The sequence below is a fragment of the bacterium genome (genome assembly GCA_030655055.1).
GTDB lineage: Bacteria > Edwardsbacteria > AC1 > AC1 > EtOH8 > UBA5202.
In genome coordinates this window covers 1-2,552 of sequence record JAURWH010000185.1, presented here as the reverse complement: position 1 = coordinate 2,552, position 2,552 = coordinate 1, and the positions used below count along the sequence as shown (strand labels likewise).

Annotated in this window: 2 protein-coding genes; both read left to right on the top strand. The window is 54.9% G+C overall.

Annotated elements, in window-relative coordinates; translation table 11 throughout:
• Positions 1–1,343 (top strand): PDZ domain-containing protein (locus Q7U71_08705; GenBank protein MDO9391838.1); only part of this gene is annotated, 1,343 nt, incomplete at its 5' end.
• Between the two features lie 83 nt (positions 1,344–1,426).
• Positions 1,427–2,290 (top strand): RNA polymerase sigma factor RpoD/SigA, encoded by an 864-nt coding sequence (locus tag Q7U71_08700; GenBank protein MDO9391837.1) that lies wholly within the window; start codon positions 1,427–1,429, stop codon positions 2,288–2,290.
• Positions 2,291–2,552: the final 262 nt, after the last annotated feature.

Below are 2,552 nucleotides of genomic sequence, written 5' to 3'. Positions count from 1 at the left end.
GACTGCAGAGCCCCTTCGTGGCGGTGGCCAAAAAGGCCGGCCCGGCGGGGGTCAACATCAGCTCCAAGCGTTATGTGGAACGCAACCGGAATAATTACCAGATGCCTTATGATGATTTTTTCAAGGAATTCTTCCCCGAGTTCCGGCAGCAGGAGCCGGAGAAAAAACAGAAGAAGATAGAGGGCCAGGGCTCCGGTTTCATCATAGACAAAAAGGGCTACATCCTGACCAACAACCACGTGGTGGCCGGCAATCCCGAACTGACGGTCAAAATGTCCGACAGCCGTGAATTCTCCGCCGAGGTGGTGGGGGCCGACCCCAAGAGCGACGTGGCGGTGATCAAGCTCAAGGGCCTTAAAGAGGACCTGCCGCAGTCAGAGGTGGCCGACCTGGGCAATTCCGACGAGATCGAAGTGGGCGACTATGCGGTGGCCATCGGCAACCCATTTGGGCTGGAGCGCACCGTCACCCAGGGGATCATCAGCTACAAGGGCCGGACCGGGCTGGACATCCAGGGCGGCGGGCCCATGTACCAGGACTTCATCCAGACCGACGCCTCCATCAACTTCGGCAACTCCGGCGGGCCGCTGGTAAACTTGAGGGGCGAGGTGATAGGCATCAACACCGCCATTAATTCGGCCGGGCAGGGAATCGGGTTTGCCATTCCCATCAACATGGCCAAAAAGATCGCCGACCAGCTGATGGATCACGGCAAGGTGGTGCGGGGATATCTGGGAGTCCTTCCCCAGGAAGTGACCCCGGAATTGGCCGAGGGCTTTGGCCTCAAGGACCTTAAAGGGGTGCTGATAGCCAAGGTGGAGGAAAACACCCCGGCCGGAAAAGCTGGCCTGCTGGAAGGGGACATCATCATAAAATTCAACGGACAGGACGTACCCACGGTGGCCAAGTTCCGCCAGATAGTGGCCGAAACCAAGGTGGGCGATGATGTAAAACTGACGGTCCTTCGTGATAAAAAGCAGAAGACAGTAAGCGCCGTCATCGGCGAGATGCCGGGAGAGACAGTTGCCAAGGCCAAGGATGAAACAGAGCCCAAGGTTTGGCTGGGTATCCGCAAACTTCTGGCCGTTGATTCCGAGCAGGCCAAGCGCATCGGGATCACCGACAAGGAAGGGGCTGTCATAGCCGACCTGGAGCCGGATTCTCCGGCCGACCAGGCAGGGCTGGCTACCGGAGACGTGATAAAAAAGATAAACGGCCGGACCGTAAAGAATCTTTCCGACTATTCCAGCATCTTAAAGAGTGAGCTCAAAGGCGACAAACCGGTGGTCTTTCTGCTGAAAAGGGGGCAAAACACCCTGTTCATAGCGGTGAAAGCTAAATAGATGAGATTAACCCACTATTCACTATACAGTAGTCAGTATTCACTAACTTTAAACACCAAACGTTAAACGGTCCAACTGATAAAATGGATTACAGAAGAATAAGCTCAATAGCCGACGATCCCTCCCTGGACATATATTTCAGGGAGATAGGGGCACTTGCTGTGTTAACCGAGCAGGAGGAATCAGCTCTGGCCCTTAAGGCCAAGGCCGGAAGCCGCAAGGCTTTGGACAAGCTGGTTGAGAGCAATCTGCGCTTCGTGGTCAGCGTGGCCAAGGATTTCCAGGGCCGGGGGATGTCAATGGCCGACCTGATCAACGAGGGAAACTTTGGGCTGATGCGGGCCATCAAGCGTTACGACCCCTCCAAGGGATACCGCTTCAACACTTATGCCGTTTGGTGGATCCGGCAGGCCATACTAAAGGCCATTGCCGAGCAGACCCGGTCGGTGCGCCTGCCGATGAACCGGATAGACAAACTTAACAAGATCAACAAAACCATCCACGAACTGCAGGCCCAGAACCCGAATTTCGGGGGCCGGCCATCGGCCCGCCAGATCTCCAAGCTGTCAAAGATCTCCGAGGCCGAGGTCAGCGAACTGCTGGGGTTCTCCTCCAATGAGGTCTCACTGGATGCGCCATCCATCGAAGGCGAAGGCCGGACCCTGGGGGACACCATGGAGAACCAGGACTACAGCTCCCCGGACCAGGTGCTTAAGGGAAAGACGATGGGCCATGATATCAAACGGGTATTGTCGCTGCTGACGCCCCGGGAGGAAAAGATCGTCAAGATGTATTACGGCCTGGAGAACAACGACGAGGGGACCTTGGATTCCATCGGGCGGAAGTTCAACATCTCCCGGGAGAGGGTGCGCCAGCTTAAAGACCGGGCCCTAAAGAAGATGAAGACCGCGGACCAAAGCGAAAGGCTGCGGGCCTATCTGGACTGATACCAAGCACTAGTCACTATTCAGTAGACAGTATTCACTAAAACAAAACAAGTTACTGACTAATGAATATTGAATAGAAAGACGGCCCCTTCCCCATGCGGGAGGGGCCGTTTGTTTACTCTGTCGTTGCTTAGTCAATATGTCAGGGTAACTGGCAAGTGAAAATGTCAGGGGTAGGAACAAGTTGTTGGAAACTGGTCAACCAAAGGGTGGCTGATGAAAACCTTTGGAACTATTGTGGCAAGTTGTTCTTTTCTAAGTG